A 25582-nucleotide genomic window follows, 5' to 3' on the forward strand; every position below is an offset into this window, starting at 1 on the left:
ACCGACGCCGCCCAAAACGTCAAAGCCGAAGGCCAAGGAGCCGTCACCGACGTCAAAGACCGCGCCACCGACGCCAAAACCAACGTCCAAAACACCTGACCCGCCACTAATCGCGGCACCAAGAGGCACGAGCACCACCTGAGAGGCCGGCCCCGCCATCCCGCGGAGCCGGCCTTTCAGTTTTCGCACCCTTATCGAGAGGACACCCCATGGCCACTCACGACGCATCCGAGAGCAGCACAGCCAAAGCACGCCAGGCACCGGATCCCAACGACTCACGGAAGCCGGACAGCCCCAAGGACTTGGACAAGCCGAACTGGAAGTACATTGCCAAGAAGACCCTGCGGGAATTCAACAAGGACCAGTGCCCGGATCTCGCTGCTGCGCTGACGTATTACGCGGTGCTGTCGCTGTTCCCGGCCATCCTGGCACTCGTTTCATTGATCGGACTTTTCGGGGACCCGCAGAAAACCACCGACGCCCTGCTTCAGATCGTGCGGGGCTTCGCTCCTGCGGAAACTGTCAACACTGTCAGCGGCACGGTATCGGAACTGGCCAACGCTCCGGCCGCAGGATTGACCCTCGTGCTTGGTCTTGCCACCGCCCTCTGGTCGGCTTCCGGGTACGTGGGCGCCTTCGGCCGGGCCATGAACCGCGTCTACGAGGTGGACGAGGGGCGGCCGTTCGTTAAGCTGCGCGGCACCATGCTGATAGTAACCCTCCTGTCGGTAGTGATCATCGCGATCCTGGCCGGCATGCTGGTGCTTAGCGGGCCGGTGGCAGAAGCGGTCGGCGGCCTGATCGGGCTCAGCGGCGCTTTCCTCGCCATCTGGAACATTGCCAAGTGGCCGGTCATGGTCGCGCTCATCATCGTGATCATCGCTGTCCTCTACTACGCGACTCCCAACGTCAAGCAGCCCAAGTTCAAGTGGATGAGCCTCGGTTCCGGCATCGCACTTTTTGTGTTCCTGCTGGCGTCGCTCGGCTTTGGCTTCTACGTAGGCAACTTCGGAAACTACAACAAGACCTACGGCGCCCTGGGCGGCGTGATCGTGATGCTGCTGTGGCTGTGGATCCTGAACATGTCCCTGCTCTTTGGCGCCGAGTTCGACGCCGAGATGGAGCGGGGCCGCCAGCTCCAGGCAGGTATCGAGGCAGAAGAGACCATCCAGCTGCCGCCGCGTGACACCAAGAAGAGCGAAAAACTGCAAAAGCAAGAGGAAGAGGACATCAAGCACGGACGTGAACTCCGCGAGAAGTACAGTGCGGAGAACGGCAAGGACGGGGAAAACGGAGACAACGGCCAGGCCGGTAACCAGGACACTGGCCAGCCCAGGGAACCGCATCGTGACCGGGTACGGAACAAGTTGCGTGACCGTGGCACCAGCCGGGACTGAGCAGTTGAAAACCGGGGACTGCGGCGGGCGGAAGCCTGTAGACGGGCGCCGCAGTCCCGGGGACTAGGCAGGACCTGCCAGATGGGGGAAAATTGTGTTGGAGGGTCCTGTACAGGCTTCCCCGGTCAACAACAAGGTGGCCCGGGACAAAGACGGGGCCGGCGGTGAGATGGCCTCTTCTGAGACCGAGGCCAGTCCCCCCAGTCGCCGTCGGCCCCCTCGATCCAGTGAAATTCCCGGCGTAACTGGACAAAACGAGCCGTGCTGCCATACGTTCATGATTACCCTGCTGGTTCCCTTGGGATCCGGCAGTGCCGCTGAAGCAGAAACGGCGGCAACACGGTCGACCCCGAATGAGCGAATATGCCTGCTACCCATTTTGAAGATTTTCTTGCCGAAGCAGTTGTCGCAGACAGGGAGCCCGGCCTGGGCCTCCGGCGCGATGAGCTCTACGGGCTGTACACCAGTTGGTGCCTCCTCCACAACGCACCGCTCCAAGCTCCGGAAGCCCTGTGGGAGGCGCTTCATTCCCGCGGGATCAACCCGGACAGCAACAACTTGTCCATGACGGGCCCCGCCGCCGCCGACTACATTGTGGCGAGTGCGCCGGACCTGGTCTGACAAAACCTATCGAACCTGTCGAAGCTACCTTCCGCTGGTTAGCATTGAACATGGCCAGCGCTTACTGTCCGCAGGCCACCAGCCGAAGGGAGAATCACCATGGGTTTGGATGACAAGATCGACAACGCCGCAGAGAAGATGGGCGGCAAGGCCAAAGAGGCTACCGGTGCGGCCACCAATGACGAAAGCCTTCGGTCCGAAGGCAAGATGGACCAGGCCAAAGCGGACCTGAAACAGGCCGGCGAGAAAGTCAAGGACGCTTTCAAGAAAGACTGAGTCCCTCAGGAAGGGTCTGCTGCGGAACACCGCGGCAGACCCTTTTGCTTTTGCCCGATCAGTGGCTGCCCCGGATCAGTGACCGGGGCTGTGGCACCCTCCGCAGCCCTACTTGATCAGCGCGAGAGCGAATCCGTCCCAGCCTTTGGAGCCCACTGTCTGGATGACGGTGGCATCCAGCCTGGGATGGCCGCCCAACAGCTTCAGCGCATCAACAATTCCCTGGGCATTGACGGGATCCATGCCGGGGTCCATGATGGCACCTTCCCAGATGGTGTTGTCCAACACGATGGCTGTCCCCGGGCGCCCCAGGCGGATGGCCCAGTCCAGATAATGGCTGTTGTTCTCCTTGTCTGCATCAATAAAGATGAAGTCAAAGGGTTCACGGTCCTCCTCTGCCAGAGCGGCGAGCGTGTCCAGGGCCGGTCCCAGCCGGATCTCCACCTTCTGCCCCAGGCCTGCCGCGTCAATGTTGGCCCACGCCACCTCCGCATGCTTGGGGAGGAATTCGCAGGTGACCAAAGTGCCGTCGTCGGGCAGTCCCTGCCCCATCCAAATTGTGCTGAAACCGGCCAGGGTGCCTATCTCCAGGACGCGGCGCGCGCCGGAGAGCTGAACCAGGAGCTTGAGGAGCTTGCCGGCGTTGGGCGCCACCTCGATGGCGGGCATGCCGGCGGCAGCCGCGGATTGCACGGCCCTGAGCAAGCCTGGATCAGGATGGACCACGACGTCGGACAGGAACTTCTCCGCGGCAATCCACTCCGGCCGGGGCTTGTGCTCGAACATGAGGCACAGTCTGGCACGCGGCAACCCACGGGTCCAGAGAGTGCAGGCCGACGCCGGAGGCGACGCCCGCGTTCAGGAACCGTCGGAGAGCGCGTCTTCCAGGCGGTCCACTTTGGCGGTCAGCTCACCTGAGTAACCGGGCCGAATGTCGGCCTTGATGACCAGGGAAACCCTGCTGCCGTAGCGGCCCACCGCCTCCGTGGCGCGCTTCACGACATCGAACACCTCATCCCACTCACCCTCGATGGTGGTGAACATCGAGTCGGTTTTGTTGGGCAGGCCCGACTCCCTGACGATCTTCACGGCGGCGGCGACGGCGTCGTGGACGGAGGCGTCAGCGGGCCGGGAACCTTCGCTGGGAGTACCGGACGGGGCGACAGAAAACGCAAGCAGCATGAAGCCCAGTGTGCCACGGCGCCGGCGATGACGCAGGACAGGGTGGCTGGCCCCCTCGTCACATAACCCCCTACCCTTCGGTAACGGTGAAGGCAGCAGGCTCGATTGCTAACCTTTTGGCATGAGCCTCGCAGTCGCCCGCAAGCCCCTCCGCGCCGACGCAGCGCGGAACGTGGACAAGATCATCACGGCGGCACGCCAATGCTTCCGCGAGTTCGGCCCGGAAGTACCGCTGCAGACAATTGCGGCCACAGCCGGCGTCGGACCGGCAACACTCTTCCGGAATTTCTCGGACAAGGAGGAGCTGGTCCTCGCCGCCCTCAACCGGCAGCTGCGGCTCACCGTGGATCCGGTCGTGGACGGTGCCCTTGCCGACATCGACGCAACCGCAGGACTGTTGCGGGTCATGGAGGCCCTAATGGCCGTCGCCAGTGACGACGCCAATCTCTTGGGGGCCGTCGCCGGCCGCCGGGAGCTCCTGACAGGCATCACGGGCTCGCTGATGGAGTCGATGGGTGTTCTGCTGGTACGCGGCCAAGGCCAAGGCAGCCTGCGCTCGGACATCTCCATGACGGACATGTTCCGGCTGCTCGCCATGCTTATCGGAGTTGTGGACACCATGGAACCCGGATCCGATGCCTGGCGCCGTCCGCTGGCCTTGGTGGAAGACGCCATCCGGACCGTCCGGCCCACGCGCCCGCTTCCTGTCCACGTGCCGCTGCCGGCCGCTTCCCTGGCGGGGCAGCAACCCCTCTAGCCGCAGGAATCCTGCCCGCAGGGACGTCCTGGGCCTCCCCATTGTGGGCCTCCAGCCCGTGCAATACACTTCAAGTGGGTTACGCAGCCAGCCTCTGTTCCTCTCCAGATGGAGCCCACGCATGCCACAGTTCCTGCACCTACGGCCCTCCACGGCCCCAGCGCGATGAACAGTTCCCGGCTTCTGCACTACATCAACGACCCGCGCGGCCCCGAGGAACTACTTCCCACCCTGCCGGCAGAGGAACTCGCAAAACTGTTGGATGCCCTCTACCAGAACCTTGACACACCCGAACCCGAATTCGGCGCCCAGGCCTGGTACGAGATGGCGGTTGAAGAAAGCATGCGCCGGTCAGCTGCACCTGACGGCGCCACCCACGGGGTAGCCTAGCCACATTCCGTCGCCCGCGTGCGGACTCTCCTGATAGCGCTCTTGATGTCCTGGCCCAGTTAGTTGCTGTCAGCTACTCCCCTGGCGCGGATCTCCCGGCGGACCAAGGCCTGCAGCGCAGGAACCTGGGAGGCCGGGTCCACGTCCATCGCCCGTTGAAGGCTTTCTGCGAGTGCTTCCAAGTCCTCGGCCGGGACGTCGGAGATACCGGAAAAGCGGGTGAAGAAACGCTTGACGGGCAGCCCCGCGCGTCGCCGAAAATCCTTGTGTGGACGGGGTCTTCCGGCCCTTGCCGCGGACGCGTGCAGTTGATCTTCCATCGTTGCCGTTCATCAAATCGTTGGGGCCAACTGCATAGCCGCTCTCATAGTACAACTCACACCCACCGGCAAGGGAAGAGAACGGCGTCACGTTCTTACTCGTTGGTCAGTTCCAGCCCAGCATCCGGAGCAATGCCGCAGTCCCGGCACCGGCCACCACCACCACGAGAAACGGTGCCCTCAGCGCCAGGGCGACCGCGGCTGCTGCGAGCGCACCCAGGCGCGCATCGGCCACCAGGGCCTGCCCTGACGCTACGGCGTTCACTACTGTCAGGGATGCAAGCAACCCGATAGTCATGGTGCCTGCGACCCGTGACATCCGTGGATTCTCCAAAAACCTGGCCGGGACGAAGTAGCCCACCAGTTTCCAGGCATAGGCCAAGGCACAGGCGATCAGCAGCCAAATCCAGAGGGTCATGTGCCGGCCCCTGAGGTGCCGCCCTCGCCACGCTGGTGGCCGCCGTCTGCGCCGTGCCGGCGGTGCCCGCCGTCCGGATCGCGCCCGCCACGGTGATGGTCCGCGCCGCGGTGCTGGTGCTCCCGGTAGGGATCCACATCCGGCTCCAGGCCCTCGTCGCTCCGGCCGTGGCTGAACCAGCCCATCACGGCCGCCACGACGGCGGCCACCAGGATCGGCACTCCGGCAGGAACGAAAGGTACTGCCGCCACCGTGGCCACGGCACACACCACAGCAATGGCGATCGGCTCACGGCCCTTCAGCCGGGGCCAGAGCAGGGCCAGGAAAGCGGCCACCGCTGCTCCGTCCAGTCCCCACTGTTTGGGGTCCCCCAGTCCGCTTCCGGCCAGCGCCCCCACCGCGGTGAACAGGTTCCAGAGGACGTAGATGCCGATGCCGGCTGCCCAAAAGCCGCGGAGCTGCTCTGCGGGGTCGGTCTGGCCGGTGCTGGTGGCTGTGGATTCGTCGATGGTCACCTGGGCGGCCACGTACTTGCGCCACCCCATGGGGTGCAGCAAGGCGTTCAGCTGCATGCCATAGATGCCGTTGCGCATTCCCAGAAGCGTGGCTGCGCTCATCGCCGCAATGCCCGAGCCGCCGCCACCCACCACGCCGATAAAGGCGAACTGCGAGCCGCCACTGAACAGGAGCAGGCTAAGGGCCATCGTCTGCCAGAAGTCCAGCCCGGATGTGACGGAAAGTGCGCCAAATGATATTCCGTACAGGCCGGTGGCCACGCTGATGGAGAGCCCCACGCGCACGGCAGGGGAAGCCAGGAGTTTCACTGCCACGGCCACGAACCCAATGCAGGCTTCCGAAGACTCCATGCCCAGACGATCAGCGGCCACTGTAACGGGAGGCGCAAACTGTGAACTTTGCGTTGCAGAGGGGTCCCCTGGGGGCCGTAGGCCCGGCGGAGGGCATCGGCATGGCCCGCCAGGAAGACGATGAACATCGCGGTGAGGGCGGTTGCCGCCGCCTTGCGCGTCAACGGCACCAGAATGCCGACGGCGGCAGAGAGTTCCAGCAGGCCGCTGACGGCGATCCATTCTTCCCTGGTCATCACAGCCAAGGGCCGACGGCGGCTTGGTTCCGGGTTGCTGGCGGCCGCACCGCAGTCGCGCATTCCTTGCCGTTCTGAGTCCACAAGGCAGAGGTAATCGGGCACTACCTGGCGGAAGAAGCCGGGGTCGCGGAAGTGTTTCATGGCGCTGGCCAGCAGCAGCGCGCTCATGGCTGCAGCGGAAAGGCTCTGGAGGGCCCGGCCGGACCGGGGAAAAGGCATGGCTCCACTCAATCACAAGCGCGGCGGGCCATCGAAACCGCCCGGCCCGGCGTAAACCCCAGGCCCAACCCACCCTCTGCCCACTTAACCCATCTGCCCGGGCAAACCGTCAGTTCCAGGCAGGAGCCGAACGTCCATAGGGCACTGGCGGCGCGGTGTAGTCGAGGGGTCGTCCGGCCACCAGGAGCGGCGGCGGAGCGTAGCGGAGTTCCCCATAAGTGCTGGCCATGGTTCCGAGTTGGGGTTCAGGCAGCAGGCTTGCCATGCCCGCGGAATGCACGGCCGGCAGGGCGAAAAGTTCCTCTGCGGTGCGGACCAGCGACAACCGGGCCCATCCGCCGAGGCCAGTCCGCCGGCGCCGGGCGAGCAGGGCGATGGCTGCCGCGGCCACACCGTACCCTGTCGCGTGGTCCAGGGCCTGGACGGGGAGCACACCCGGCCGCCACTCGCCGTCGTGGTTCTCCGTCCCGTAAAGGTGTGCGATCCCGGTGGCCGCCTGGACAATGCTGTCGAAACCGCGCAGGCCACTCCAGGGCCCCATGCTGCCCCAGGCGTCCAGCGAGACCACCGCGCGCTCCGGGCGGGATGCCAGCAGCACCGCCGGCTCCAGCCCAAAGCGGTCCAGGGAGCCGCGCCGGTAGCCGGTTATCACTACGTCAGCGGTCTCCAGCAACTGTTCCAACTGGTGTTGGCCGCCGGCGGCAGTCAGGTCGGCCTCGGTACTCCTCTTGTCGAACCCGGTATCCACGAACTGGTCGATGATTTCGGGCAGTTGCGGCGGATCGATCCGCAGGACGTCGGCGCCCAGTGCCCCCAGCAGCCGGGTGGACACGGGTCCGGCGATGACGCGGGTCAGGTCCAGCACACGAACTCCCTTGAGGGGGCGGCGCGGGTCTTCAGCCACGAGCCGCAGGGGGCCTTCGGTGCCGTTGGTTTCTCCCGCCGGGAGGGTCCAATCGATCCATGGCCCCGCTGCTGCAGCCCGGCCCATCCCGGACTCCAGCCATTCGTTGCGGCTTCGCACCACTGCGGCCACTCCGCCCTGGGATTGGATCGCGGCCTCGGCTTCGAGGGACGTCATCGTGCGGAGGGAAGCGGCCAGGCCATCGGCCGTGCTGGCTCCCACCGCCTGCATCAGCCGCTGTTCGTGGTGCGGGTAGTTGGCGTGCAGCCGGATCCAACCGTCCTGCGTGCGCCGGAAGCCGGACAGCGGGGCGAAGCCCTGGATCTTCCGGCCGTTGATCCGCAGGTGCCCGGAGGAGTCAAAGGCTCCGGCCGTCAAGGCCGCCGTGGTGGTAAAGCGGCCCGGCGCACCGGCCAGGAGGTTCAATACTGCGGCTGCAGCGCCAACGGCTCCCAGAGCGAGGCCTTCCACGTCCAGGGGGCCGCCCCACCAGCTTCGGGGACCGGACCAGGGCGGCAGGGCGTCGCCGAGCGCTGGTTCTCCGCCATTGAGCACGGGCGCGGGGCCGTATGCCGGCTCGAGATTCCGGAACAGCTGAGGAACGCCGTCGAAAGACTTGCTCACGTGGCCGGCCTGCCTTCCCTGATCAGCTTCCCTGCGTCGAAGCCACCTGAAGCTGGCCCAGCACACGGGCCGGCACGTTGGTGGTGATCTCGTGGACGCCGAGGTCCTGGCAGAGGGCCACGTCCTGCTCGGAGTCCACGGTCCACACCCGGAAGCGCCGGCCCTGCTCGAGCCACCGCTGGACAGTTGCCGGGTGGCGGCGAACGTAGTCGACGCCTGGACCGGCCAAAACGGCTTCGCCTGCGTCCAGGATCCGCTCACCTTCCAGCTGGGCGGCTTTCATGACGTTGGCAATCGCACCGCCGGTGATCAGCCCCAACCCCAATTCCTCGCGAAGCTCACGCACATCCACGTCATCCACCAGTTGGCAGATGTACTCGGCCGGAACCGACCGGAGCAGGCGGCGCACGGATTCCGGACTGAAGCTCATAAAGGTCACCGCCACGTTGTCCAGGGATGAACTCCCGGCGTCCCAGCCCTCGCCGCGGAGAACCTCCAGGACCCGGTCCTCCAGCTTGAGCTGGTACGGGCTGGGATGCTTCAGCTCGATGGCCAGCCCCACGGGCCGTCCGGCCCCGCGAAGGATCTCCAGCAGCTCGGGAAGGGTGAGGAACTGCTCGGACCTCGCACCGTACACCTCCGGGATGCGCACGCCTTTCCACGAACAAAAATCCAGGCGGCGGAGCTCGCGCAGCGTCCGTTCCGCCACCGGCCCGGTTCCATCAGAAGTGCGGTCCAGGTTGGCGTCGTGCAGGAGGATGACGTGCTGATCGCGGGTGAGATGGACATCGCACTCCACGCCGTCCGCCCCGTCCGCCAGCGCCTGCAGGTAGGCTGCCCGGGTGTGCTCGGCAAACGCGGCGCTCGAGCCCCGGTGGGCAAAGACCAGGGGCCGCGGCGGCACTGACTCGTCAGTAGTCATGGAGACACGGTAGCCGACCCGGGCCGCACTGCGGGACTAGGCTTGGCACATGCAGGTGAACTCTGAGCCAACTACCCGGGAAGCACGCACCAACCACACACCGTCCGCTCCGGCCGCACCGCCCGGCGCAGAGGTGCGTGCCGCCGTCGGCCATAATCTCAGCGCCGGTGACGCCGAAAAGGCGGCAGCGCTGCGGAAAATGAAGCTGGTGGCGCTGGCGCTGCTGGTGGCCATGGCGGTGATCTTCGTGTTCGCGTTCGCGCTGCAGAAGGAGTATCCGTGGCTCCAGTACGTGCGTGCTGCGGCTGAAGGCGGCATGGTGGGCGCGCTGGCCGACTGGTTCGCCGTCACCGCGCTGTTCAAGTACCCCATGGGCATCAAAATCCCGCATACCGCCATCATTCCGCGCCGGAAGGACCAGATCGGCGCCTCGCTGGGTGAATTCGTGGAAACCAACTTCCTGTCCGAGCAGGTGGTCCAGGACAAGCTGGCCAGCGTGAACATCGCGCGCCGGGCAGGCGAATGGCTGGCGACGCCGGCAGGCGCCGAGCGGGTGGCAAAGGAGGGCGCCGCCGTCATCCGCGGTGTTTTCAAGGTCCTGAACGACGACGACGTCCAGGCGGTCATCGAGGGCATGGTCCGCAAGCACCTGCTCACTCCGCCGTGGGGACCTCCCGTGGGCAGGATGGCCGAGCGGATTTTCCACGACGGGCACCACCACAAGCTTGTGGACCTGCTGGTGGACAGGGCAGCGGACTGGGTCAGTGAAAACCACGAGACGGTCAGCCGGCTGGTGTCGGAGCGTTCGCCCACCTGGGTGCCGCAGTTCGTGGACGGGCTGGTGGGTGACAAGGTCTACATCGAATTCCTCAAATTCGTCCGGGCCGTGCAGTCCGATCCGAACCACCAGGTCCGGCAGTCCATCGACAAGTACCTGAACGACCTTGCACAGGACCTGCAGCACGACCCGGTGATGATCGCGCGCGCCGAGGACATCAAGGCCCAGGTCCTGGGTGATCCCGAAGTCCGGGAACTGGCATCCCGGACGTGGGGAACAGTAAAGAACGCCCTGCTGGGTGCTGTTGATGATCCGCAAAGCGACCTCACCATCAAGTTCAAGGCAGCGGTCCGCGACTTCGGCTCGCGCCTGGTCAACGATCCCGAACTCGCCGGAAAGGTCAACGCCTGGATTGGCGACGCCGCCGGCTACCTGGTACGGACGTACCGCTCCGATATCGCCGGGGTCATCACGGATACCGTTGCCCGCTGGGATGCTGAGGAAACCTCCCAGAAGATCGAGCTCCAGGTGGGCAAGGACCTGCAGTTCATCCGGATCAACGGCACCGTGGTGGGTTCACTGGCCGGGCTCACGATCTTTACCGTGGCGCACCTGATTTTCGGGTAAGCGAAGCCTACGCGAAAGACTCCAGCTCCACACCGGCAGCTTCCAGGCCCGCCCTGACGGCTGCAGCCATCTCAACCGCCCCCGGCGTATCACCGTGGATGCACAGCGAGTCCGGCCGAACCTGCAGCACGGTTCCGTCAAGGGCCGCCACCTCACCCTTGGTGGCCATGCGCACAGCCCGCTCGACGATCGAGTCGACGTCGTGCAGCACGGCGCCCTCCTGCGAGCGCGGCACCAGTGTTCCGTCAGCCAGATAGGCGCGGTCCACAAACGCCTCGATAAAGACGGGGTGCCCCGCTTCCTGCGCCTGCTTGAGAAGCTCCGAACCGGGCAGACCGAGGATGGGCAGGCCGGGATCATAGGAGTTCACTGCGGCCACCACGGCGGAGGCCTGGTCGGCATCGTGTACCAGCCTGTTGTACAGCGCGCCGTGCGGCTTCACGTAGTCAACGGAGGCACCCACGGCGTGGGCCACGCCGTCGAGCGCGCCCAGCTGGTAGAGCACGTCCCCGAAAAGTTCGTCGAAGGACATGTCCAGCGAGCGGCGGCCGAACCCGGCAAGGTCGCGGTAGCCCACGTGCGCGCCGACGGTCACGTCCAGCTCATAGGCCGCCCGGCAGCTGTCCAGCATGGTAACGGGGTCGCCGGCATGGAAGCCGCACGCCACATTGGCGCTGGTGACCAGCCGGAACATGGCGGGGTCGTCCCCCATGTTCCAGGAGCCGAATGATTCGCCGAGGTCAGCGTTGAGGTCCAAGATTGTCACCTTCCAGCGTCAGGTTGTCCGGTGCGGCGGCGTTGAGTTCGCCGGGGATGGTGTCCGGCATGGGACCAAACGCTTCCTTCGCGTTCGACACAACTGCCCGCCCCATCATGAGGTTACCGGCTCCGCCCACCACTGCGCCGATGCCGAACGGCAGCGCCCGGCCGAACAGCGCGGTGCCCTGGCGCTTGAGGAGGTTCTTAAGAAAGGCTTTCTGGATCCGGTTACGGATTGAGCCAAAGCCGGGCACGGGCATCGACTTCGACAGCACGTTGCCCCACGCACTGGAAGCACCAATGCTGTTGCCGGCCGCCTGGCCGCTCAGCGTTCCGAGCAAAGCAGTGCCTTCCTCACCGAGCATGAGGGCCATCACCATGGTGCTGGCCTTTTCCGGGTTGGTGAGGCGGATGCCGTGCAGCTCCGCGAGTGAAGTGGCGTAGAGGGCGGTGGCCTCCAGGAATCCAACCGTCGCGGCAGCGGAGAGGCCGAGGGAGGCCACGGTGCCAACGCCGGGGACCACCGCGGTGGCGCCGACCAGGGCCCCGCCGCCTGTGACGGCGCGAAGGTAGTCGCGTTCCAGGATGTCCGCCAGCTGGGCGGCGGTGGCACGCGGATGCTTGCGCTGCAGCCTGCGGATGTAGGCCAGCACCAGGGGGCGCTGGATCTCCACTGCCTTCAGGAGCATGTTGTGCACGCCCGGCTTCGGGTTGCCGTCTGCGTCGAAGACGGCATTGTGGGCGGTCTCGTGTGCGATTCGTGCTGCGGGATTGCTGCGCCTGGCCATGGTCACCTCTGTTGGTCTCGCCGGCCGCGTCGGATGCGGCCTTTTCCTAATACTAAGGTTGCTTAACACTAGGCCACGGCATGCCTGCCCCAGGTGGCCATGAGGATAGTTTGACCCTGCTGTCCGGGTATCCGTCCAAAGCCTAGACTTACCCTATGCCCGCCCCCAAAGCCCTGCGGCCCTTTGCCCATCGTGAGTACCGGGTACTGATTTCGGCCCTGGCCATCTCCATTTTCGGTTCCGGAATGTGGGCCGTCGCAATGGTCTACCAGGTGATCCATCTGGGCGGCGGACCGCTGGAGCTGTCAGTGGTGGCTGCCGCCGGAAGTGTTGGCCTGGTGGCCTTCCTGCTGGCCGGCGGAATCGCCGCCGACCGGATCCCGCAGCGGCGCCTGATCATTGCCGTGGAGGGAGCCAACCTCGCCGTCATCGCCGCCATCAGCGGGCTCGCCATGGCCGGGTGGCTGCAACTCTGGCATCTGGCAGTGGGCGCCTTTGTGCTGGGCGTGGGAGCGGCGTTCTTCTTCCCCGCCTATTCGGCCATCCTGCCGCGCATTCTGCCGGCAGAAGATCTGCTCGCAGCAAACGGGGTGGAGGGTTCCATGCGGCCGGTACTCCAGCAGGCCGCCGGTCCCGCAGTGGCCGGTATCGTGGTGGCCGCCCTCTCGCCGTCGCATGCCGTAACGGCGGTGGCCGTCTGCCACCTCTCGGCCTTCATCGTCCTCAACTTCCTGGGCCAGCACTCCCTGGACGCGCCCGTCAACGGGGCCGAAGGCGGTTCCCACCCTGCGGGAGCAGAACGCGGCAAGTCGTCCTTCCTCCAGGACCTGCGCGAGGGTGTCAGCTATACGCTGCGCACCCCGTGGCTGCTGTGGACCCTGCTGTGGGCGTGCATCTCGGTCCTGTTCCTCATCGGCCCCATCGAGGTCCTGCTGCCGTTCGTGGTGCGCGACCAACTTGGCGGCGATTCCCGCATGTTCGGCTTCCTCCTCGCCGTGATGGGCGTGGGCGCGGCCTTAGGCTCGCTGTTCACGGCATCATTGAGGCTGCCGCGGCGCTATCTCACGGTGATGATGGTGTCCTGGGGCGCCGGCAGCCTGCCGCTCGCCGCCGTCGGGCTCATGGACAACTTCTGGGTCATGGCGGCGTCGCTGTTCATCTGGGGCGCCACCGGCAGCGTGGGCATGGTCATCTGGGGCACGCTGCTGCAGCGGCGCGTCCCGCCCCATCTTTTGGGCCGGGTCTCCAGCCTGGACTTCTTTGTGTCGCTCGCCCTCATGCCAGTCTCCATGGCCCTGGCCGGGCCGGCCGCCGAGGTTCTGCCTATCTGGCTGCTCTTCCTGGTGGCCGGCGTTGTGTGCCCCATCATGGCGGTCATCGCCATGATGGTGGCACGGATGCCCGACGACGAACTGGCCCACCCGCTGGACAGGGCACCTGAAGTTGAACGTTCGACGGCGCGCGGAGACTAGTTGTTGGCGCGCACCACGGGGATGCTCGCCGTCGGAAGTCCGCTGGGGAACACGGTGGGTTCGGGCTCCGGCACGGGTTCGAGCGCTACCCGCACGGGCTCCGCACCCACGCTAAGACGCTGGCCGCGGACGTCCACCTCCAGTGCCTCGCCTTCCTCGACCGCCAGGGTGATGGCACCGGCGACGAGCTCAACCAGCAGCAGGCGACCGCGGATCTTGAGGTGGAACGTCAGGGCTTCCCAATCAGCGGGCAACCGGGGATCGAAGTACGGGACCGGGCCCTGGTCCCGGAGGCCGGCGAACCCGCAGACGAGGGAGCTCCACACGCCGCCGGTGGAGGCGATATGCACCCCGTCGATGGTGTTGCCGTGGGTATCGTCCAGGTCGATGAACACAGCGTTGGTGAAGTGCTCAAGCGCCTCGCGGGAGTACCCCACCTCAGCAGCCATGATGCCCTGGACGCAGGCGGAAAGTGTCGAATCGCCCGTTGTCAGCGGATCGTAGAAGTCGAAGGCACGCTGCTTTTCCTCCGCGGTGAAATCCTGCCACTGCAGGAACATCGCCAGGACGGTGTCCGCCTGCTTCAGGACCTGGTGGCGGTAGATCACCAGTGGGTGGAAGTGCAGCAGCAGGGGGTACTTGGACCGGGGCGTGGTCCAGTCCCAGGGCTCCAGGGTCATGAAGTCGTTGTCCTGCGAATGGACCTGCATGCGGTCGTCGAACGGCAGCTGCATGCGGTTCGCCGCTGCCTCCCACAGCTGCCGCTCTTCCAGGCTGATGCCGGCATGTTCCAAGGCGGCAGCAGCACGCAGGTTGAAGCGCGCCATGACGTTTGTGTAGAGGTTGTCGTTGACCACGGCCGTGTATTCGTCGGGCCCGGTAACGCCGTGGATATGGAAGAGCCCGTCCTTGCCGAAGAAGCCCAATGAGAGCCACATGCGTGCGGTCTCAATGAGCAATTCAGCGCCCATCCCGTCACGGAACGCGGTGTCCCCAGTGGCCCAGACGTACCTGTTGGTGGCGAAGGCGATGGCGGCTGCAATGTGGAACTGGGCGGTACCGGCGGCATAGTAGGCGCTGGCCTCGAGTCCGTTGATGGTGCGCCACGGGAACAGCGCCCCGTCCACGCTGAGTTCCTTGGCGCGGATCCTGGCCTCGGGGAGGATGGCGTGGCGGTACTCCAGGACCTGGCGGGCGCCGTCCGGATTGGTGTAGGTCAGGTACGGCAGGAGGTAGACCTCCTGGTCCCAGAAATAGTGGCCCTCGTAGCCTGAACCCGTGACTCCCTTCGCGGGAATCCCGGCAACATCGGCACGGGCAGTTGCCTGCGCCAGCTGGAACAGGTTCCACCTGATGGCCTGCTGCAATTCGGGCTGGCCGGCCACCACGATGTCCCCGGTGGCCCAATAGTCCCGGTAGTGCGCTTCGCTTTCGGCGAAGATGTCCTGGACCGGACGCAGATTCTGCTCTGCTACGCCAGCGGCGTCAATTGCAGGGTCCTGGAGTGCCGGGCCGGCCGCGTAGCTGACGCTCTTTTCCAGGCGGAACGGCTCGTCCGCGCTGACGGCCAGGACGTAGCGGACGCTGCTGTCATCCTGGTCCACCAAGGTGTCGAACGGCTGATGCCCTGCGGACGTCCAGTGGTCCACCGCAACGCCGATCCGCTGCTTGGACTCGGCGGCCTCCCAGGCGAGCCGGAGGGACCCGTCCCCCCCGTCCAGCCGCAAGGGCAGCAACACGCGTCCGGCGTGGCGGCCCGCCCGGCGCGGATCGTGGGCGGAATGGTCTTCCACCGGCTGGTCCTGGCGGTTGATCACTGAGGAGGTGACGTCCAGGGAGACGTCACGGTCCGTGGCCACTTCCAGGGAGATGCCAAGAGTTCCCCGGGAAGCGAATCCGACGGCGCGCCGTTCGGTGGTGGTGACGGCGGCGCCGGAGCGGCACTGCCAGGTGATCCGGCATTCGTAGACGCCTTTGGCGAAATCAACGGAGCGCCGGTAGTCCAGCACCTCGGATTCGGCCAGGCTGAGGGCCTCGCCGTCGACAATCACGGTGAAGTTGTTGGCGTCCGGGATGTACAGGATGCGCTGGCCGGTGCGGGCGAAGCCGAAGGCGTTTTCGGCATGCTTGATGTCCCAGATTTCGTGCAGGCCGTTGATGAAGCTGCCCGGCAGGTCCGAGTCCGCTGCCGCCCAATGGGCACCACGGATTCCCAGGTGCCCGTTACCCAGGGCGAAGAGCGTTTCCAGCGTCCCCTCATTGCCCTGTTCGTGGCGTGTTTCCACGAGCTGCCAGGGTGTGTTCGGGAACCTTTCGCGGTCCGCGGAGATCAGAGCCATGATGTTGGGGTCCTTGTGCTGTGGCGGTGCTGCCGGGTGGGCCGGCCAGGCGTGCCGAGGGGGATTGTGGCAGCTGGGGGTGCTGCTTATTGCTTGCTTAGGTGGTGGTTCGTTGTGTTCCGGCGGCGGGATTGGGGGACGCCACCCGGTACGGTGCGGCTAGAGGAGCTCGTCGAGGTCCCTTACCACCACGGTGGCCCCGGCCTCGAGAAGCGTCTTCCGTCCGGCGCCGCGGTCCACTCCGACAACAGAGTGGAATGTGCCGGCGTTTCCAGCCTGTACACCGGAGACAGCGTCCTCGACTACCACGCATTCCTCAGAGGGCAGGTCCAGCAGGCGCGCGGCATAGTTGTAGGTGGCGGGGCTGGGTTTGCCCGGCAGGCCTTCGCTGGCTGCCACCACGCCGTCCACCACCACCTCGAAGTGGCGGCTGAGTCCGGCGGCCGCCAGGACAGCCGGAGCGTTGCGGGAGGAAGAGACGACGGCGACCTTCAGTCCGCGGTCAAGCGCGGCATGAAGGAACCGCACGGAGCCTTCGAAAGGCTCGACGCCGGCGCTGACGATGTCGTTGAAGATCCGGTTCTTCCGGTTGCCCAGGCCCTGCACCGTGATGTTAACGGGGTCGTCATCGGTGGGCCCTTCCGGAAGCACGATTCCGCGCGAGGCCAGGAAGTCCCGGACGCCATCGAAGCGCGGCTTACCATCAATGTGGTCGAAGTAGTCGCTTTCGCTGTAGCCGGCGACCTGCGGCTGCGACGCGAGGTAGCCTTCGAACAGTTCCTGCCACGCCCGCTCATGGACGGTGGCCGTGGGGGTCAGCACCCCGTCCAGGTCGAACAGGATGGCAGAGGCGCCGGTCCAGGCGGAGAGTTCGGCGGTTGCTTGTTCTGTAGCCATGTTTTCAGTCATCAGCGGTGGGTTGTCCTTTCAGGACGTGGGCAGCCTCGAAGGCGGGATGCTTTGGGAGTGTGGAGGCCTCGATGCCCGGACGATCGGCAGTCGCAGCAGGCAACTGCCGGCATAGACATTGCCGGGGCCCGTAAGCTAGCTGATCGTTGTATTCCATCATGACCGTGTGGTGCGCTATGGCACAAACCGTCGGAGCATTCAACTGGGACTGCGAAAGTCAGGGCAGCTGACCGTTTGGGGCCACAGTAAACCGTCCGCACCGCGTTGATCTCCTTGTCCGCCCAGTTCAGGGCCGCAATAACGGCCGAAGACGAGTGTAAGCGCTTACAAATTTGGCTGGCAACTGTTTTTTCGTTCGGTCAAACTGTGACGCGCTTCACGGCTCAACATGGCCGGCGCGCTGGGTTTAGCCCAGCCCGCCTAGGCTCCAACGGCCGCTGCGGGCCTGAGCACGTAATGGCGCAGGAAGGCACTCACGTCCACCATCTCGGTCTTGGACATCGCATGCCCCATGCCCGGGTAAGTCCGGGCGGTGAGGAGGGTGTTGTTCCGGAGCCACTCCTCGGTGTACGCGATCGCGTCTTCGTTGATGACAAGGTCGGCCTTGTCCCGCCCCCAGAAGAAGGGCGGTTTGGCGTCAAAGGATTCAGTGAGGGACAGCAGCTCATTCTCGAGCACAAAACCGGAAAGCCCCACCACGGCTACATAGTCCTTGGGGTGGAGGCGCAGCAGCGTGCTGGCCATCGCCATGCCCTGCGAGTAGCCAAGCAGGCTGACGCTGCTGTGCTGGCCCTTGACGCTGTTGATCCATGCCTGGACGGCACTGGAGGCTTTGATGACGTCGGCGAAGTCATTGGCCAGGAAGTAGTCCAGCAGGAACCAGCCAAAGTGGTCGCCGATGGGCATCGGGGCCCGCAGGGCCGCGCAGGTAAATTCCGCCGGCAGGTACTCAAAGAGCCTGACCATGCGTGACTCGTCCGTGCCGTAGCCATGCATCATCACCAGCAACGGAGTGCCCGCCCGCTCGTCCTCCGGCTTGGACCACACAACTGTTTCCATCGAATCAGCCTAACGAGGCAGGTTAGGAACAAGCCTCAACCGGATACCTTAATCACTTGAGTCACACCTGCCCCGCGTCGCGCCGCCACCAACTGCCCCGCCCCAGTCATTGAATACCGCAACTTGGGGCTGTAGCGTGACGCTTAACGGGAAGCATGCTTAGCAACCGTCAACGGGCTATGAACACGCCCACCAGCCACCACAAGGAGCACGTCATGAGAATCGGATCCTCCATCTTCCTCATCGCCCTCGGCGCCATCCTCGCGTGGGCGGTCGCTCCAGGCCTAATACCCGCCGTCGACCAGGTGCTGGTGGGTTACATCCTGATGGCCGTCGGCGTGATTGGCCTCATCGCGTCACTCATACTCGCGTCCCCCGGCCGCAGCAGGCGCATCAGCGAGAGCCGCTCGGTGGTGGACCCCAACACCGGAGAGCGCATCACCCGGAATGAAAGCCGCGACGGCGGACTGTAGCCGGGCAGAAAGAAGCATCGTGACCCGCTAAAGCCGGGCCGGACCATTGCGGTCCGGCCCGGTTTTCTTGTCCCCCGCATCCTTGTCCAGCTGCAGGGCCGGGACGGCAGGACGCTGCGCCGCAAGGGCTGAAAATCTGGCGCATTTTGTTTCGTGTGGATTTCCATTGACAAACCAACACAACCAAAGATAAAGTCAAGTAACACAACATCATGTGATGCCAGTCACGCACCGGCGCGCTTCCATCATTAGAAGCAGCACCATAAACAGCCGCACCATCAAGCCTTACGCAACGGAGGGTATGTGTTCGCCGAGGAGCGCCAGCAGAAGATTGCCGAGCTTGTAGCCGGCACCGGCCGGGTCAGCGTGACCCTCCTGGCCGAGCGCTTCCGTATCACCACCGAAACCGTCCGCCGGGACCTTGCCACCCTGGAAAACGCCGGCACCGTCCGGCGCGTGCATGGCGGGGCCGTTGCGGCAGACCGCTTCAGCACCACGGAGGAAAGCGTCAACGAACGGGCCATCCAACGGCCCGACCAGAAGATCCGGATCGCCGAGGCTGCGCTGGCGCTCATCCCCCGCAACTCCCCCGGCAGCGTCCTCATCGACGGCGGCACCACCACGGAAGTGCTGGCGGACCTGCTCTCCCGGCGCACCGCCGTCGAGCGCATTGACGGGGCAGAACCGCGGGCGGAACTGGTTGCCATCACCCATGCGGTCCCCATCGCCGGCAAGCTTTCGAGCGTTCCGGGCATCGCCCTGGAGATCCTGGGCGGCCGCGTGCGCGGCATCACGCAGGTTGCCGTGGGCCAGGCAACTGTGGACGCCGCCGGCAGGCTCCGGCCAGACATCGCGTTTATCGGCACCAACGGCATCCACCCGGAATTCGGCCTCAGCACTCCCGATCCCGAAGAAGCGGCCGTCAAGGCAGCTTTTGTCCGTTCGGCCCGCCGCATTGTGGTGCTGGCCGATTCCTCAAAGCTGGACACGGAAACCCTGGTCCAGTTCGCCTCCCTGAAAGATCTGGACACCTTGATTACAGACAGCGAACCCGGCCCGGAACTTGCAGCCGCCCTGGAAGAAGCCGGCGTAGATGTGGTGATCGCATGATCGTCACCTTCACGGCCAACCCCAGCCTCGACCGGACCGTGGCGCTCCCCGGCCCCCTCGAACGGGGCGAAGTGCAGCGGGCGGTCTCCGTCAGCCAGGAATCCGGCGGCAAGGGCGTCAACGTCTCCCGCGCGCTGGTGGCCTCCGGCCTTGAATCCGTGGCCGTCCTGCCCGGCGCGGACAGTGACCCCGTCCTGGCCGGCCTGCGCGAAAGCGGAGTCCCCTTCGTTTCCCTCCCCATCAATGAGCCGCTCCGCACCAACGTGGCGCTCACTGAGCCCGGCGGAGTGACCACCAAGATCAACGAGCCCGGACCGCTGCTCGACGCCGACCAGCAGGAAGCCCTGATGAAGCTGCTGCTCGAGAGCTCCCGCGGTGCGAGCTGGGTGGTCCTTGCCGGGTCGCTTCCGCCGGGATTCCCCCCAGATTTCTACGCCACCGTGGCGCGCCGGCTCCGCTCTGCGGGGAACGGAAACGCCCCGCAGATCGCCGTGGACTCCTCCGGCGCTCCTCTTGCCGCCGCCGTCTCCAGCGACGAGGCAGGCGATGGTTCGGGAAAACCGGACCTCCTTAAACCCAACGCCGAAGAACTGGCGGAACTGGCTGCTGCAGCCGGCTTCGCCTCCCCGGCCACCGCTGACGAACTGGAAGCGGACCCGGCTGCTGCCGCAGCAGCAGCCGCCGCCGTCGTACGTTCCGGTGTGGGTGCTGTGCTGGCAACTCTCGGATCAAAGGGAGCTGTCCTGGTAACGGCCGACGGCGCGTGGCTGGCCACGCACCCGCCGGTCGCCGCGGTCAGTACGGTCGGTGCGGGCGATTCGGCCCTCGCAGGCTACCTGCTCGCCCACGGCCAGGGCGCCGCCCCGGCCGATTGCCTTCGTCAGGCCGTGGCCCATGGTGCCGCAGCCGCCTCCCTGCCCGGTTCCACAGTTCCGGCAGTTCACCAAACCACCCCGGATGCCGTAACCATCACGGCCCTTCGAAAGGATTGACAGTGACCCAGCTCATCACCACGGAACTGGTCGAGCTCGACCAGAACCTGGGCAACGCGCCCGAGGCGGTGATCCGGCACCTGGCAAGCAAGGTAGCTGCCGCCGGACGCGCAACAGAAGTTGAAGGCCTCTTCGCCGATGCCTACGCCCGCGAGCAGAAGACCGCCACGGGCATCCCTGGCGGCATTGCCATCCCGCACTGCCGCTCCGCCGCAGTAACGGAACCAACCCTGGCCATGGCCCGCCTCAACCCCAAGGTGGACTTCGGCGCCAAGGACGGCCCAGCAGACCTGATCTTCTTCATCGCAGCCCCGGACGGCGCGGACCAGGAGCACCTCAAGCTGCTGTCCAAGCTCGCCCGGTCCCTGATCAAGAAGGACTTCACCGCCGCCCTGCGCAACGCTTCCTCCCGCGAGGAGATCGTGGAACTGGTGGACGGCGCACTCGCTGACAAGCCAGCCGCCCATGCAGCGCCGGTTTCGGCAGGCGTTTCTGCGGGCGGTTCCCTGAACGCTTCCGGGCAGTCCGGGGCCTCCGCAGTAGCCGCGGCAGGTTCAGACGGCTCCGCCGCCCCGGGACCCAAGCGTCTCGTCGCCGTAACAGCATGCCCCACCGGCATCGCCCACACCTACATGGCAGCCGACTCCCTCGTCGCCGCTGCCCAGGAGGCAGGCGTCGACCTGCAGGTGGAAACCCAGGGTTCCTCCGGCGCCAAGCCGCTGGACCCCGCCGTTATCGCCGCAGCGGACGCCGTCATCTTCGCCGTGGATGTGGACGTGCGCGGCAAGGAACGCTTTGCCGGCAAGCCCGTGATCAACGCCCCGGTCAAGCGCGGCATCGATGAGCCCGCCAAGATGGTCCAGGAAGCATTGGCCGCCGCGGACAACCCGAACGCCCGCCGCGTCCCGCACTTCGGTGCCGAGGAACAGGCAGAGCACGACGCCGAGGAAAAGGGCGAGCACATCGGCCAGAAGCTGAAGCGCGCACTCCTCACCGGCGTGAGCTACATGATTCCGTTCGTCGCCGGCGGCGGCCTGCTGATCGCCCTCGGCTTCCTGCTGGGCGGCTACGACATCACCGAGGTTGCGGACACGGTGGTTGTGGAGAACAACTTCGGCAACCTTCCTGAGGGCGGGCTGACCACCTACCTCGGCGCAGTGCTGTTCAAGATCGGCGCCCTGTCCATGGGATTCCTTGTCCCTGCACTCGCCGGTTACATCGCCTACGCAATTGCGGACCGGCCGGGCATTGCACCCGGTTTCGTTGCCGGTGCAGTCTCCGGGTTCATGGGCGCCGGCTTCCTCGGCGGCATCGTCGGCGGCCTGCTCGCCGGCTACATGGCTCACCTGATCGGGACCTGGCAGGTTCCGCGCTGGCTCCGCGGCCTGATGCCCGTGGTGATCATCCCGCTGCTCGCTTCCATCTTCGCCTCCGGCCTGATGTTCCTGGTCCTCGGCGGCCCTATCGCCGGCCTCACGCTGGCCCTCAACGGCTGGCTGTCCGGGATGACCGGCGCGTCCGCCGTCGTCCTCGGGATCATCCTCGGCCTGATGATGTGCTTCGACCTCGGCGGCCCGGTCAACAAGGTGGCTTACGCCTTTGCAGTCGCAGGCCTGAGCGCCGGCAGCGCCGACAACCAGGCACCGTGGCAGATCATGGCAACCGTTATGGCCGCCGGCATGGTCCCGCCATTGGCGATGGCCCTGGCCACGGTCCTGGACAAGAAGCTCTTCAGCCTGGCCGAGCGTGAAAACGGCAAGGCCGCCTGGCTGCTGGGTGCGTCGTTCATCTCAGAAGGTGCCATCCCCTTCGCCGCGGCCGACCCGCTGCGCGTCATCCCCGCAAGCATGGTAGGCGGTGCACTCACTGGCGCACTGTGCATGGCTTTCAACGTCACCTCGCAGGCACCCCACGGCGGCCTCTTCGTGTTCTTTGCCATCGGCAACCTGCTGATGTTCGTGATCTCGATCATCGCCGGAACCATTGTCAGCGCGCTGGCAGTGGTGGCACTGAAGCGTTGGGCTGCCCCCAAGAGCGCTGCTACGGTGGAGACCGTTCCAGCAACGGTCTGACCTGCCTCACCCACTACCTGTCCGGCGCTGAACGCCAGCCGCCCGGAAGACAAAGGAGCAAAAATGCCAGAACGCACAGCAACCGTCGCCAGCCGTGTGGGCCTGCACGCCCGCCCCGCCGCCATCTTTGCCGAGGCAGCAGGAGAATACGACCTGGACATCACCATCGCCCGCGAAGGCGAACCGGCCGATGAGGCCATGGATGCCGCGAGCATCCTCTCCCTCATGAGCCTGGGCGCCTCACACGGGGACGTGGTAGTCCTCCGCGCCGAAGGCGACGGCGCTGACACCGCCCTGGACCACCTGGTCCAGATCCTCGAAACGGATCACGACGCCGAGTAGCGGCACCGCAGCCCAGGCAGCTAAGCAGCGGCCGCCGTCGGACTTTCCCTCCCTGGGGAGTCCGACGGCGGCCGTTGCGTTTAAGCGGTCCCCTCCCTACCCAAGCAGGTAGCCCTACGTGTCGTTACGGCGCCTATAACGACACGTAGGGCTACAGGTCAGCGTGTGATAGTTTTCCGGCTTGTCTTCCTGGCCTCCCAGAGGACTGAAGTGCGTGTAAACCAGCTTTCGGCCGGGTTCCACTTCAAGGATCACTCCCTTGTCCTGGTACTCCTTGCCCTCCCAGCTGCCACTCCAGGTGATGGGTCCGCCCACAGTCCAGTCCGTGCCGAGCTCGGTGCCGAACATAAAAATCCTCGTGGCAGCCGGGTCCGTGATGATGTCCCACACCCTGGCGGGCGGTGCTTCGACAGTGACCGAGGACGTGGCGACATAATCACCCGGCATTACCCTTGGCCTTTTTGGCGGTAAACAGCAGGTACTCCCACTCCATCTGGAAGGGGGTGTCGCCATGGGCGTCGCCAAACGACTCGGCCAGGTCCGTCAGCGCCTTGTCCAGCTCCTTGACCTTGTCCCCGTCCTCGGCGATGAACTTGTACACGGAAATCGTGGGGCCGTAGTGAGACTTGAAGTAGCGCACGAAGTCCTCCGGCTGGTGGAAGCTGTGCACCGCCAAAGTCTTTTTCCGGGCGTTGGTTTCGGTGATCCTGTCACCGAAGAGTTCGCGGAGGTGGTCCTCGCTCCCCCACAGCGGTGCGGGCTGGGCACCCGGCGGCGGTGGCGGGGCAAACGGCTTCAAGGTGGCGAACATCCTGCCGATGAACCCCTCAGGTGTCCAGCTGAGAAGTCCGATGGTGCCACCCGGTTTGCACACGCGCAGGAGCTCATCGGCTGCCGGCTGGTGATGGGGCGCGAACATCACGCCGAGGCAGGACATTACGGTGTCGAACTCGGCGTCGGCGAAAGGCAGCGCCTCCGCGTCCCCTTCTTTCCATTCCAGCTCCACTCCGCGGTCCGCTGCCTGGTGGCGGCCGGCGTCGAACAGTTCCGGGGTGAGGTCGCTCGCCACAACCTTCGCACCCATCATGGCGGCGGGGATCGCCGCATTGCCCGCCCCCGCGGCGACGTCGAGGACCCGCTGCCGGGAGTTGATGCCGCAGGCTTCCACAAGGATGGCCCCCAGCTCCGGCAGCAATTCACTCGCGAGCGCAGGATAATCCCCTGACGCCCACATCGCACGATGCTTCTGCTTGAGCGCCCGGTCCGCCTCGAGGACATCGGTTTGGTCATCCATGACTGTGCCTCTCTACCGTGATGGTTCGTCAGTGAGTGAACAGCGCGCTGCGGCCACAGCGGAGGCTGCGATGCGACTCATTGTGAACTCGCCGAACTCGGCTGTAAAGAGAGCAGCCGTAAGGGACCCGCTGCGGTAGGCCGCGCAGGCAGACCGCTGGTAAAACCAGTGCCGGCTACCGAAAAGCAAGCAAGCTTAGTAGTTTCGTAGTCATGGCATCAACCCCGGGAAAAGACGCCGCCGGCCACGGACCCTCACGCCGGCTTGCGCGCCCTGGTGCCCGTTGCCTTGCTGGTGGTGGTTTTAGCGGCCGGTTTGGCACTGGACTTGGCCGGCGAGGACTTCGCCGCAGTGGATGTGTCCGCCTTGGACTTTACTGTGCCGGCCTTGGCTGTAGTGGATTTTGCCGCACTCGCCTTCGCTGTGCTGGTCTTCGCCGTGCTGGTCTTCGCGGCCGCCGACTTCGCAGCGCCGGACTTGCTCTCACCCGACGTGGAATCCGAGGACTTGCTGGCGGTGGCCCTCTTGCGCGCCGGTTTGGCGGCCTCTTCGTCGTCTCCGGAGGATTCATTGCCCGAGTCCCCGCCATCCGAATCGGCGGCGGCATCGGCCCCGCCCCCGCGTTTCCGGTCAAGGCTCCGTTTCAGTGCCTCCATCAGGTCGATGACTTCGCCCTTGCCGCCTTCGCCGGCTTCCACACCGAAGGTTTCCTCGGTATCCAGGGAGTCGCCCTGCTCCAGTTTGGCCTCGATGAGCTGGCGCAGCTGCACCTGGTAGTCATCCGTGAAGTGCGCGGGATCAAAGTCGGCCGCCATGGACTCCACGAGCGCCGCAGACATATCGCGTTCCTGCGGGGAGATCTTGATGGATGCATCCAGGGAAGGGAAGTTGGCTTCGCGCACCTCGTCCGGCCAGAGCAGGGATTGGAGCACCAGGACGTCGTCCTTGATCCGCAGGGCCCCCAGCCGGGTCTTCTCGCGCAGGGCGAACTGGACGATGGCCACCCGGTCAGTGTCCTCCAGCGCCCGGCGCAGCAGGACGTAGGCCTTGGGCGACTTGGAGTCCGGCTCCAAGTAGTAGCTCTTCTCGAACATCATGGGTTCAAGCTGCTCGGACGGAACGAACTGCACCACTTCGATCTCGTGGCTGTTCTCGGCGGGAATGGCCTTGAGTTCGTCCTTGGACAGGATCACCGTCCGGCCGTCCTCCTCGTAGGCCTTTTCGATGTCCGAATAATCGATGACCTGGCTGCACACTTCGCACCTGCGCTGGTAGCGGATCCGGCCGCCGTCGGCATTGTGGACCTGGTGCAGACTGATGTCATGATCTTCGGTTGCGCTGTAGACCTTCACGGGCACGTTGACCAGGCCGAACGCGATGGCACCTTTCCAGATGGCTCTCATTCCCTAAGTCAACATCACGCAGCCCCGGAG

At 65.5% G+C, this 25582-nt stretch carries 28 protein-coding genes; 12 read left to right on the forward strand and 16 right to left on the reverse strand.

What is annotated here, in order from left to right; translation table 11 throughout:
• Positions 1 to 209: 209 nt before the first annotated feature.
• The 3 genes from AC5RV1_RS14605 to AC5RV1_RS14615 all read left to right on the forward strand — a co-directional run bounded on the left by AC5RV1_RS14605 (position 210) and on the right by AC5RV1_RS14615 (position 2294).
• Positions 210 to 1397 carry a YihY/virulence factor BrkB family protein gene (locus tag AC5RV1_RS14605; RefSeq protein WP_493995039.1) on the forward strand — a complete coding sequence of 396 codons (1188 nt, stop codon included), beginning with the start codon at positions 210 to 212 and terminating at the stop codon, positions 1395 to 1397.
• Positions 1398 to 1760: 363 nt separating this feature from the next.
• Positions 1761 to 2018 (forward strand): hypothetical protein, encoded by a 258-nt coding sequence (locus tag AC5RV1_RS14610; RefSeq protein ID WP_493946145.1) that lies wholly within the window; start codon positions 1761 to 1763, stop codon positions 2016 to 2018.
• Between the two features lie 99 nt (positions 2019 to 2117).
• A complete protein-coding gene (locus AC5RV1_RS14615) occupies positions 2118 to 2294 on the forward strand; it encodes a CsbD family protein (protein WP_256249403.1) in 177 nt (58 codons plus the stop codon).
• A gap of 108 nt (positions 2295 to 2402) precedes the next feature.
• Here AC5RV1_RS14615 and AC5RV1_RS14620 read toward each other — a convergent pair whose 3' ends face one another.
• Positions 2403 to 3080 carry an O-methyltransferase gene (locus AC5RV1_RS14620; RefSeq protein WP_493995040.1) on the reverse strand — a complete coding sequence of 226 codons (678 nt, stop codon included), beginning with the start codon at positions 3078 to 3080 and terminating at the stop codon, positions 2403 to 2405.
• Between the two features lie 72 nt (positions 3081 to 3152).
• Positions 3153 to 3476, reverse strand: a complete 324-nt coding sequence (locus AC5RV1_RS14625; RefSeq protein ID WP_163168031.1) for a thiamine-binding protein — start codon at positions 3474 to 3476, stop codon at positions 3153 to 3155.
• A gap of 121 nt (positions 3477 to 3597) precedes the next feature.
• Here AC5RV1_RS14625 and AC5RV1_RS14630 point away from each other — a divergent pair, with 121 nt between their 5' ends.
• Positions 3598 to 4233, forward strand: coding sequence for a TetR/AcrR family transcriptional regulator (locus AC5RV1_RS14630; protein ID WP_493946143.1), 636 nt, complete (start codon positions 3598 to 3600; stop codon positions 4231 to 4233).
• Between the two features lie 108 nt (positions 4234 to 4341).
• Positions 4342 to 4623, forward strand: a complete 282-nt coding sequence (locus AC5RV1_RS14635) for a hypothetical protein (protein ID WP_493946142.1) — start codon at positions 4342 to 4344, stop codon at positions 4621 to 4623.
• A 59-nt stretch (positions 4624 to 4682) separates the two neighbouring features.
• Here AC5RV1_RS14635 and AC5RV1_RS14640 read toward each other — a convergent pair whose 3' ends face one another.
• The 6 genes from AC5RV1_RS14640 to AC5RV1_RS14665 form a co-directional block, all read right to left on the reverse strand.
• Positions 4683 to 4943: a hypothetical protein gene (locus AC5RV1_RS14640; protein WP_493995041.1), complete on the reverse strand. Its 261-nt coding sequence runs from the start codon at positions 4941 to 4943 to the stop codon at positions 4683 to 4685.
• 106 nt (positions 4944 to 5049) lie between these two features.
• Positions 5050 to 5361: an AzlD domain-containing protein gene (locus AC5RV1_RS14645; RefSeq protein ID WP_493946140.1), complete on the reverse strand. Its 312-nt coding sequence runs from the start codon at positions 5359 to 5361 to the stop codon at positions 5050 to 5052.
• Positions 5358 to 6227, reverse strand: coding sequence for an AzlC family ABC transporter permease (locus tag AC5RV1_RS14650; protein ID WP_493995042.1), 870 nt, complete (start codon positions 6225 to 6227; stop codon positions 5358 to 5360). Before AC5RV1_RS14650 ends, AC5RV1_RS14645 begins: the two co-directional genes overlap by 4 nt.
• On the reverse strand, positions 6182 to 6685 hold the full coding sequence (locus AC5RV1_RS14655; protein ID WP_493946138.1) for a DoxX family protein: 504 nt from the start codon (positions 6683 to 6685) through the stop codon (positions 6182 to 6184). The genes AC5RV1_RS14650 and AC5RV1_RS14655 overlap by 46 nt, the downstream gene beginning before the upstream one ends.
• Before the next feature lie 109 nt (positions 6686 to 6794).
• Positions 6795 to 8213, reverse strand: a complete 1419-nt coding sequence (locus tag AC5RV1_RS14660; RefSeq protein WP_493995043.1) for a CoA transferase — start codon at positions 8211 to 8213, stop codon at positions 6795 to 6797.
• 22 nt (positions 8214 to 8235) lie between these two features.
• Positions 8236 to 9135, reverse strand: a complete 900-nt coding sequence (locus AC5RV1_RS14665) for a glycerophosphodiester phosphodiesterase (protein WP_493946136.1) — start codon at positions 9133 to 9135, stop codon at positions 8236 to 8238.
• Between the two features lie 49 nt (positions 9136 to 9184).
• On the opposite strand from AC5RV1_RS14665, the gene AC5RV1_RS14670 reads away from it, so the two are divergent.
• Positions 9185 to 10540, forward strand: coding sequence for a DUF445 domain-containing protein (locus AC5RV1_RS14670; RefSeq protein ID WP_493995044.1), 1356 nt, complete (start codon positions 9185 to 9187; stop codon positions 10538 to 10540).
• Positions 10541 to 10547: 7 nt separating this feature from the next.
• Here AC5RV1_RS14670 and AC5RV1_RS14675 read toward each other — a convergent pair whose 3' ends face one another.
• Both AC5RV1_RS14675 and AC5RV1_RS14680 read right to left on the reverse strand, forming a co-directional pair.
• Positions 10548 to 11297 carry a LamB/YcsF family protein gene (locus AC5RV1_RS14675; protein ID WP_493995045.1) on the reverse strand — a complete coding sequence of 250 codons (750 nt, stop codon included), beginning with the start codon at positions 11295 to 11297 and terminating at the stop codon, positions 10548 to 10550.
• Positions 11281 to 12087: a hypothetical protein gene (locus AC5RV1_RS14680; RefSeq protein WP_493946133.1), complete on the reverse strand. Its 807-nt coding sequence runs from the start codon at positions 12085 to 12087 to the stop codon at positions 11281 to 11283. The genes AC5RV1_RS14675 and AC5RV1_RS14680 overlap by 17 nt, the downstream gene beginning before the upstream one ends.
• A 155-nt stretch (positions 12088 to 12242) precedes the next feature.
• On the opposite strand from AC5RV1_RS14680, the gene AC5RV1_RS14685 reads away from it, so the two are divergent.
• Entirely contained in the window at positions 12243 to 13559 is a 1317-nt protein-coding gene (locus AC5RV1_RS14685; RefSeq protein WP_493995046.1) for an MFS transporter, read from the forward strand.
• Here the strand turns inward: AC5RV1_RS14685 and AC5RV1_RS14690 are convergent.
• The 3 genes from AC5RV1_RS14690 to AC5RV1_RS14700 all read right to left on the reverse strand — a co-directional run bounded on the left by AC5RV1_RS14690 (position 13556) and on the right by AC5RV1_RS14700 (position 17866).
• Entirely contained in the window at positions 13556 to 15898 is a 2343-nt protein-coding gene (locus AC5RV1_RS14690) for a glycoside hydrolase family 65 protein (protein ID WP_493995047.1), read from the reverse strand. The two genes, AC5RV1_RS14685 and AC5RV1_RS14690, sit on opposite strands and share 4 nt — an antisense overlap.
• 159 nt (positions 15899 to 16057) lie before the next feature.
• Positions 16058 to 16807: an HAD family hydrolase gene (locus AC5RV1_RS14695; RefSeq protein ID WP_493995048.1), complete on the reverse strand. Its 750-nt coding sequence runs from the start codon at positions 16805 to 16807 to the stop codon at positions 16058 to 16060.
• Between the two features lie 420 nt (positions 16808 to 17227).
• Entirely contained in the window at positions 17228 to 17866 is a 639-nt protein-coding gene (locus tag AC5RV1_RS14700) for an alpha/beta hydrolase (RefSeq protein ID WP_493995049.1), read from the reverse strand.
• 215 nt (positions 17867 to 18081) lie between these two features.
• On the opposite strand from AC5RV1_RS14700, the gene AC5RV1_RS14705 reads away from it, so the two are divergent.
• The 5 genes from AC5RV1_RS14705 (at position 18082) to AC5RV1_RS14725 (ending at position 22855) form a co-directional block, all read left to right on the forward strand.
• Complete coding sequence (locus AC5RV1_RS14705) at positions 18082 to 18339, forward strand: DUF6458 family protein (RefSeq protein ID WP_256249387.1); 258 nt, start codon at positions 18082 to 18084, stop codon at positions 18337 to 18339.
• Between the two features lie 303 nt (positions 18340 to 18642).
• Positions 18643 to 19449, forward strand: coding sequence for a DeoR/GlpR family DNA-binding transcription regulator (locus tag AC5RV1_RS14710; protein ID WP_493946128.1), 807 nt, complete (start codon positions 18643 to 18645; stop codon positions 19447 to 19449).
• The gene (locus AC5RV1_RS14715; protein WP_493946127.1) at positions 19446 to 20441 is read left to right on the forward strand and encodes a 1-phosphofructokinase family hexose kinase; all 996 of its coding nucleotides are present in this window, start codon (positions 19446 to 19448) and stop codon (positions 20439 to 20441) included. The genes AC5RV1_RS14710 and AC5RV1_RS14715 overlap by 4 nt, the downstream gene beginning before the upstream one ends.
• A 2-nt stretch (positions 20442 to 20443) precedes the next feature.
• Complete coding sequence (locus tag AC5RV1_RS14720; protein ID WP_493946126.1) at positions 20444 to 22513, forward strand: PTS fructose transporter subunit IIABC; 2070 nt, start codon at positions 20444 to 20446, stop codon at positions 22511 to 22513.
• Positions 22514 to 22576: 63 nt separating this feature from the next.
• On the forward strand, positions 22577 to 22855 hold the full coding sequence (locus AC5RV1_RS14725; protein ID WP_013599585.1) for an HPr family phosphocarrier protein: 279 nt from the start codon (positions 22577 to 22579) through the stop codon (positions 22853 to 22855).
• Between the two features lie 114 nt (positions 22856 to 22969).
• On the opposite strand, the gene AC5RV1_RS14730 is transcribed toward AC5RV1_RS14725, so the two are convergent.
• The 3 genes from AC5RV1_RS14730 to ku form a co-directional block, all read right to left on the reverse strand.
• Positions 22970 to 23302 (reverse strand): SRPBCC family protein, encoded by a 333-nt coding sequence (locus AC5RV1_RS14730; protein ID WP_493995050.1) that lies wholly within the window; start codon positions 23300 to 23302, stop codon positions 22970 to 22972.
• Positions 23292 to 24149, reverse strand: coding sequence for a class I SAM-dependent methyltransferase (locus AC5RV1_RS14735; protein ID WP_493946124.1), 858 nt, complete (start codon positions 24147 to 24149; stop codon positions 23292 to 23294). Before AC5RV1_RS14735 ends, AC5RV1_RS14730 begins: the two co-directional genes overlap by 11 nt.
• Before the next feature lie 254 nt (positions 24150 to 24403).
• Positions 24404 to 25552 carry a non-homologous end joining protein Ku gene (ku, locus tag AC5RV1_RS14740; RefSeq protein ID WP_493995051.1) on the reverse strand — a complete coding sequence of 383 codons (1149 nt, stop codon included), beginning with the start codon at positions 25550 to 25552 and terminating at the stop codon, positions 24404 to 24406.
• Positions 25553 to 25582 lie beyond the last annotated feature (30 nt).

The sequence above is a fragment of the Arthrobacter sp. Hb9-2 genome, from assembly GCF_059091165.1.